Source organism: Rhizobium sp. L9, assembly GCF_002531885.1.
In the GTDB taxonomy this organism is placed as follows: Bacteria; Pseudomonadota; Alphaproteobacteria; order Rhizobiales; family Rhizobiaceae; genus Rhizobium.
In genome coordinates this window covers 246,287-253,332 of record NZ_NWSZ01000011.1, presented here as the reverse complement: position 1 = coordinate 253,332, position 7,046 = coordinate 246,287, and the positions used below count along the sequence as shown (strand labels likewise).

General features: G+C 61.6%; 7 protein-coding genes. All 7 read right to left on the bottom strand.

Annotation, left to right across the window (positions count from 1 at the left end; genetic code table 11):
* Window positions 1-345: 345 nt before the first annotated feature.
* The 7 genes from CO660_RS13775 to ccoG all read right to left on the bottom strand — a co-directional run bounded on the left by CO660_RS13775 (window position 346) and on the right by ccoG (window position 6,961).
* Window positions 346-1,023, bottom strand: a complete 678-nt coding sequence (locus tag CO660_RS13775) for a CBS domain-containing protein (protein WP_085781248.1) — start codon at window positions 1,021-1,023, stop codon at window positions 346-348.
* A gap of 96 nt (window positions 1,024-1,119) precedes the next feature.
* A complete protein-coding gene (gene ccmE / locus CO660_RS13770) occupies window positions 1,120-1,698 on the bottom strand; it encodes a cytochrome c maturation protein CcmE (RefSeq protein ID WP_245421327.1) in 579 nt (192 codons plus the stop codon).
* 78 nt (window positions 1,699-1,776) lie between these two features.
* Window positions 1,777-2,442: a Crp/Fnr family transcriptional regulator gene (locus CO660_RS13765; protein ID WP_097599165.1), complete on the bottom strand. Its 666-nt coding sequence runs from the start codon at window positions 2,440-2,442 to the stop codon at window positions 1,777-1,779.
* 34 nt (window positions 2,443-2,476) lie between these two features.
* Window positions 2,477-2,635: a cbb3-type cytochrome oxidase assembly protein CcoS gene (gene ccoS / locus CO660_RS13760; protein ID WP_085780663.1), complete on the bottom strand. Its 159-nt coding sequence runs from the start codon at window positions 2,633-2,635 to the stop codon at window positions 2,477-2,479.
* Window positions 2,632-4,914 carry a cation-translocating P-type ATPase gene (locus CO660_RS13755; protein ID WP_097599164.1) on the bottom strand — a complete coding sequence of 761 codons (2,283 nt, stop codon included), beginning with the start codon at window positions 4,912-4,914 and terminating at the stop codon, window positions 2,632-2,634. Before CO660_RS13755 ends, ccoS begins: the two co-directional genes overlap by 4 nt.
* The gene (locus CO660_RS13750) at window positions 4,911-5,396 is read right to left on the bottom strand and encodes a FixH family protein (RefSeq protein ID WP_097599163.1); all 486 of its coding nucleotides are present in this window, start codon (window positions 5,394-5,396) and stop codon (window positions 4,911-4,913) included. The genes CO660_RS13755 and CO660_RS13750 overlap by 4 nt, the downstream gene beginning before the upstream one ends.
* Window positions 5,393-6,961 carry a cytochrome c oxidase accessory protein CcoG gene (gene ccoG, locus CO660_RS13745; protein WP_097599162.1) on the bottom strand — a complete coding sequence of 523 codons (1,569 nt, stop codon included), beginning with the start codon at window positions 6,959-6,961 and terminating at the stop codon, window positions 5,393-5,395. Before ccoG ends, CO660_RS13750 begins: the two co-directional genes overlap by 4 nt.
* Window positions 6,962-7,046: the final 85 nt, after the last annotated feature.

Below are 7,046 nucleotides of genomic sequence, written 5' to 3'. Positions count from 1 at the left end.
ATCGGCAAAAACGCGGTAGCGGCCCTCGGCATGAAGCCCGTCCAGCTCGTTTTTGAAAAATGCTTCGAAATCCATCAGATGCTCCCTTTTGCGAGGTCAAGCGATACATCGGGGCAGCCGGTCGGTATTTGATCTCCGTCAAGTTCGGCGCAAGTCGCGTGCTTTCGCGGGGGTCGCCGTGATTGCGTTACATCAATGAGGAAGCCTGTGGCTGGTGTAGTGTCACGGGGCGAGTCGGGAGCTCCCGTGTCAACCAGGGAAGTTGACAGATGGCTTGCTCGATTCACAGATCGAGCAAGCCTCCTCGTCACTTCGGCGTGACGGCGCGCCAACGCGACCGAAACTTCAATCCAGGTTGCGAACTGGCGATACGAGCAGGCAATCCTTATAGCCGGCAATGCCGCCAAGGCCCTCGATGAGAACCTTGATCGCCCTGCGCTTGAGCTCGGATTCCACGTGTCCGTCGACCGTCACCTGCCCGTTCCGGACGGAAACCTGGACTTTTTGCGGCGTCAGACCGAGATCCGATCTCAGCCGGGTTCGCACCGCCAGCGTGATGGCCTCGTCTCCCCGCGGCAATACCGTTGTCGGCGCCTCGGCAATGACACGCAGGATATCCCGTCGGCTCACGATCCCGACCAGACGTTCGTCTTCGACGATCGGCAGCCGCTTGATACGGTGCACCTGCAAGCTTTCGGCAATATCGGAGACTTCGCTGTCGGGCCGGGCGACGATGACGTCCTGGGACATGACATCCGCCACACACCATCCGTTGCTGCCAATGTAACGTTCGAGGTCGATCTCGGATATCAGCTCCGGCGCCCGCGCCGGACGGGGAGAAAAGCGGACCTCCCGGCGTAGGAGCAGATCACCCTCCGTCACCATGCCGCAGATGCGGTCGTGGTCGTCGACGACGGGAAGGCCGCTGACATGATTTTGCAGCATCATCGCGACCGCATGGCGCACACTCACCACCGGGCTGATCGAAACCACATTCGTGGTCATTATATCCCTTGCTTGCATGGTCGCTGCCTCACTGATCATAATTGTATTTGGAGATATGATAGAGACAGGGTGTTCATACCGCTTTGATCTTCATCAATCTGCTCATGACCGCCGTCACATTCGCTCCGGGCGCGCGCCCTCCAGCGCCGGATGAGCCAGCACTTCGTCCGGATTGACGGCGGTGGAGGAGATGGGTCCGACGAGGGCTTTCGCCTCCTGCTCCTGCCCCGGATCTTGGCTCTGCCCCTGCCCCTGGCCTTCCTGCCACAGCCCCTGCTGTTTCAGCTTGTCGGCCACTTCCTTCGGCATATAGGTCTCGTCATGCTTGGCAAGCACGGTATCGGCGGTAAAGATATTGCTGCCCGAGGCAAATGTACCCTCGGTGACCACGCCCTGGCCCTCGCGGAACAGATCGGGCAGGATGCCGGTATATCTGACCTTCACCGCATTGGCGCTGCCGTCGGTGAGGGAAAACTCCACCGTCGAGCCGGCGCCGCGCACGACGCTGCCCGCCCCGACCAGGCCGCCGAGCCGGATGCGGGTCTCCCGCGCCACCGGCGTCCTGGCCAGATCCGCCGGCATGTAGAAATAAGCCACCGACTGGCTGAAGGCGAACATCACCAACAACACCGCCGCCAGGATGAAACTCATCCCGCCAGCAATCACCGCAAGGCGCTTCTGCTTGCGCGTCATCTCTTATCTCCTGTGGCTCCCGCCACCACATTGAAGCCCGGCCAAATTACGGCGTGTTTTGCCGGATTGTTCCCGACATCAGCAGGCCTTCCGCAACAGATCGACACTGTCGACCAGCACGACCTTACCTTTGACTTCGACACCTGCGGGAACGAGCGCCGCGAATGCCCGCGACAGCGCTTCGGGCGCAAGCCCTAGTTTGCCGGCCAGAATCCTCTTCCGGTAAGGCAGGCGAAACGTGGCCTGTGAGGCTGCGGCAGGGCACCGGCTTACGAGGTAGTTCGCGACGCGCTGCGCGGCCGTGTGCAGCCGGTCTCCAGCAATGCAATCCATTGCGCCGAGCAGATGTCGGGTCATGATACGCATGACGTTGCGATGAATGAAGGGGTAGCGGTCGGCGAGAGCCCGCAAGTCTGCAAGTTCGAACAAGGCCACCTCCGCCCCGTCGGCGGAACACGCGCTGTAGGCGTAGGCTCCGCCGCCCGACAGAAGATATTCGCCGAAGGTGTCGCCGGGCTCGCAGACGCAGACATCTGCCTCGCGCCCGGTGGATTCGGATTTGGAAAGACGGACGAATCCGCTGATAACGCAATAGACGAACGACGCCAGCTGGCCTTCGGCGATGATCCGCTCGTCAGGAGCGAAGGTTTGCAACTGAGCTGTGGCGGCCAATTCTTGTATCGTGGCGTCGTCGAGGCCGTCGAACAGGTCAGACCGCAAAAGTATGGGATTTTTCGCAAGCATCGATCTTCCTCTCGTTTTGACCCCGGATGCGGCATCAAGGTCCTTTGCGCTCGGTTTCGTCTTCGACGAGAATTCGCCAGGCGGCACCTTCAAGGTCGTCGTACTGGCCGCTTTTCAGCGACCAGAGGAATGCGAGCAGGCCCATTCCCCCCATCAGCAGCGCGATCGGGATCAGATAGATCAGCATGTTCATGCGGTCTTCACCTCTCCGCTGGCTTGCGCTTCGCTCCGCATGGGAGAATGTTTGCCAAAGGCATTCAACCGCAGCGCATTGGTTACGACGATGATCGATGATGTCGACATGGCCACGGCTGCGATCAGCGGCGTCGCCAGTCCGGCGATCGCGATCGGAACCGCCAGCACGTTGTAGCCGATGGCCAGAACAAAGTTCTGCCGGATCAGGCTGGCGGATCTTCGCGCAACGGCGACCGCTTGCGGAACGGCATCGAGCCGATCGTTGAAAAAGACCAGATCGGCGGCCTGCCTGCCGATGTCGGATGCGGTGGCGGGCGCCATCGAGACATGCGCTGTGGCAAGCGCCGGGGCGTCGTTGATCCCGTCGCCGACCATAAGCACGCGGCGACCCTCGCCGCTCAGCCTTTGGCATTCCTCGACTTTCTGCTTCGGCGCCAAGGCGCCCAGAGCCCTTTGAATGCCGAGAGCCTGCGCCGTGTTGTCGACGACATTTTGCCTGTCGCCGGATACCATCAGCGTTTCAAGGCCGGCGGCAGCGAGAGCGCAAACAGCTTCGGCAGCACCCGGGCGAAGCGTGTCGTCAAAGAGGAAACGTGCCAGATCGGCGCCGTTCTTCGACAGGATCACTTCCGAAAACGGCCCATCCTCCGTGCCGGGCGTAGGGCCGCTTCGGCAGGCAAAGGCCCGGTTGCCCAGCCGATAGACATCCGTTCCATTGCAGGCCTCCAGCCCCCCGCCGGGGATTTCCGTGACTCTGCCGAAGGAGAATGAAGAAGCCTTCTCAATGTCCCGCTGCAGCGCCTGGGAGAGAGGATGCCGTGAATGCGCGGCTAATGCGGTGGCGATGGCGGCACTATCCGCGTCGGTGGCTTCGACCCCGACGAGACGCGGCCGCCCCATCGTTAGTGTGCCGGTCTTGTCGAAGGCGACGATATCCGCTTCGGCGAGTCTTTCGAGCGCAGAACCGTCCTTGACCATGATGCCCTTGCGAAAAAGCTCGCCCGCAGCGACCACCTGGACCACGGGAACGGCAAGGCCGAGGGCGCACGGGCACGTAATGATCAGCACGGCGACCGCGACCAGCATCGCTTGTTTCCAGTCGCCGCCGAAAAATCCCCAGATGAGAAAGGAGACCAGCGCCAACAGGTGCACGGCCGGGGAATAGAGCGCTGCGGCCCGATCGGCAATCCGGCGATAGCGAGCCCTGCCGCCTTCAGCCGCTTCCATGAGGCCGATGATTTCCGATAGAAGTGAATCCCTCGCCACTTTCGTCGCCCGAAGGATGAGCGAGCCGGTCAGGTTCATTGCCCCCGAATTCACCGTGCCGCCTTTGGTGACGGCGAGCGGACTGCTTTCACCGGTGACGATAGAGAGGTCGACGTCGCTCTCGCCGCTGACGATCGTCCCGTCGACCGGGATGCGCTCGCCCGCCGCGATCGCGAGGTCGTCTCCCACTGCGATCTCTTCCACCGGTACATAGCGCCGCGATCCGTCCGGCATCATCAGCAGCGCCCCACGCGGGGCCAGTCTTGCAAGCCCGTTGATCGCCGCGCGCGCCTTTTCGCGCATCACGTGATCGAGGGTTCTGCCGATCAGCAGAAAGAACAGCAGCGAAACCGAGGCGTCGAACCATGCGTGTTCGCCGTGATGCACCGTCTCCCACAGGGAGACGGCATACGACAGCGTCACGGCAAGCGAGATCGGAACGTCCATGTTGGTGCGCCCGCGTTTCAGGGCGTTCCATGCCGATTTGAAGAAGAAGCGCCCCGCATAGACCAGCGCGGGGGCCGCAATCATCGCCGAGATCCAGTGAAACATGTCGCGGGTCGCCGCGTCGGCGCCAGACCAGACCGACACCGAGAGCAGCATGATGTTGGCGGCTGCAAAACCCGAAACTCCGATCGCCAGCAGCAGCTGGTTCCTGATCCTGTCGTTTTCAGGTGCGGCGGGTGTGAAGAGATGCGCGCGGTATCCGGCCGCATTGATCGTTGCCAGGATTTCGGAGGGGTCAGTCGCCCGCTTCTCGATTTCCCCTTGATAAATGCAGCTGACCCGGCGGGCAGTGAGATTGACCCGGGCTTTTTTGACGAAGGGAAGCGCCGAGATCGCCTTTTCGAGGGTGGATATGCAGCCGCCGCAGTGGATGTCGGGTACACTGAGGTCGAGCTGATGCAATCCGGCCCCGAGCGGGTGGCTGGCGAGCCGAATTTCGTCGGCGCTGGCGGATGTCGCGCTGAGGGCGAGCACGCTTTCCGTATCCATGGAGCAGCAGGTCATCGGCCAAACTCCGCAGTATCGATGCGCTTGGCCTCATGCATGACGACCAAGCCGTTCTTTCTCGATATGGCTTCGACGATCCAGTCGCCGCCGGCGACCTCGTGGTCGGCTTCGAACCGGCCCTCGCCCGTCTTCCGGAGGGTCAGGTGGAAATCCTCGTGATCACCGACCGGCCTTTTGAAATTCAGCGTGACTTCGTCGATGATCGCAGGCGCGCCCTTGCCATCACGGATGTCGTAGCGGATCGCGCGGCCGTTGACGGAGAGAGCGCCCTCAACGCCGGAGGCGGCCATCGCCTTCATCGCTGCCGCCTTGCCGTTGAATTCCTGGCTGGCCACATAGGTGTTTTCGACGACCAGGCCGCTCCAGCTGGATGAAGCATACACGGCCATGGTGACATTGACGGCGATCACGACGGCGAAAAATGCCGAGGTGGCAAGAAGCATGTGCAAACCGGTAAAACCTCTAGTGGAAGCCTTCATTTCACCTCTCCCGGTGCGTTGAACGCCGCGCGATAGGTCGCCCGGTCGGAATGGCCCGTATCTTCGATGACGAAGAGGAATTCGTTGATCTCGGCCCCGTCAGGCTTGCGCGTCACGAAGACCTTGATCGTCGTGGCCGCGTCCGGTTCGGCATTGACCGTGAAGCTGCGGCCATCCTGCCTGCCGAACTCGGGACTGCGCATCATGCCGCCTTCGAGCCCGACGAGAGTGATGGTCACATCCCGCGGCGTCGGAACCATGTTGAGGACGCGAAGTGTGTAGCCGTTGCGGATGGAGCCGTCGCTTTCAAGGACATATTGGGGGTTGCGATCATGGACGACGTTGAGTTCGAGTCGTTCGCGGAAGGCAAGATGGATGACCATGGCAATGCCGATCGATGCCCAGACGACGGCGTAGAACAGGATTCTCGGACGAAAGATGATCCGCCAGTCGAAATGCCGGACCGCCGAGATGAAGCTTCCATCAGCGTTTCGGACATTCGACGGCTGGATAGCTGTCCGTCCTCCGTCCGTCGCAAGCGACATGTTGCTCGAATATTCGCTGAGCGTCGCATAGGCGATCAGGCCGTGAGGTTTTCCGAGCTTGTCCATGACGCCGTCACAGGCATCGATGCAGAGAGCGCATGTGATGCATTCCATCTGCTGGCCGTCGCGAATGTCGATTCCCATCGGACAGACCGCAACGCAGGCATTGCAATCCACGCAATCACCGACCGGCAGGCCCTTGGCCTGGGCTTTCTTGGCGTGGCGCGACCTCTGCTCGCCCCGCCAGTCATTGTATGTGACAACAAGCGAATTTTCGTCCAGCATCGCGCCCTGAATGCGCGGCCACGGGCACATATAGGTGCACACCTGCTCGCGCATGAGCCCGCCAAGCACATAGGTGGTGGCGGTCAGGATGGCGATGGTGGCATAGGCGGCGGCAGGGGCACTGCCGGCAAACAGCGAAGCCGCCAGGCTCGGCGCGTCGGCAAAATAGAAGATCCATGCGCCGCCGGTGGCGGCTCCGATCAGCAGCCAGATCGCATGCTTGATCAGCCGCTTGCTGAGCTTGTCCAAGGTGAAGGGGCCGGCGTCGAGCTTCATTCGCGCATTTCGGTCGCCTTCGATGGCGCGTTCGACGACGAGGAAGAGATCGACCCAGACGGTTTGCGGACAGGCGTAGCCGCACCAGGCGCGGCCGACCGCGGCGGTGACGAGGAAGAGGCCAAACCCCGCCATGACGAGCAGGCCCGCGACATAGTAGAATTCCTGGGGCCAGATTTCGATGAAGAAAAAGAAGAAACGCCGCGCGGAGAGGTCGACGAGAATTGCCTGACCGGTGGCGTAGGGGCCGCGATCCCAACGGATCCACGGCGCCAGGTAATAAATGCCGAGCGTGATCAGCATCACCATCCATTTGAACCAGCGGAATCGACCCTCGGCGCGCTTTGGAAAAATCTTCTTGCGCGGCGCATAGAGAGGCTGTCGGTTGCGCCGGGCGTTGACCGGCTCGACACTGACGCGCTCGATGTCATTCGGATCTGGGGCGGTGTAGAGATTCATGGGAACCTGTCCAGTGTTTGCCTGCCCTTGTCCCACCCGCGGCGCATCAGTTCCTTGATGCAGATCAAGAAATGACCTTCCGGAA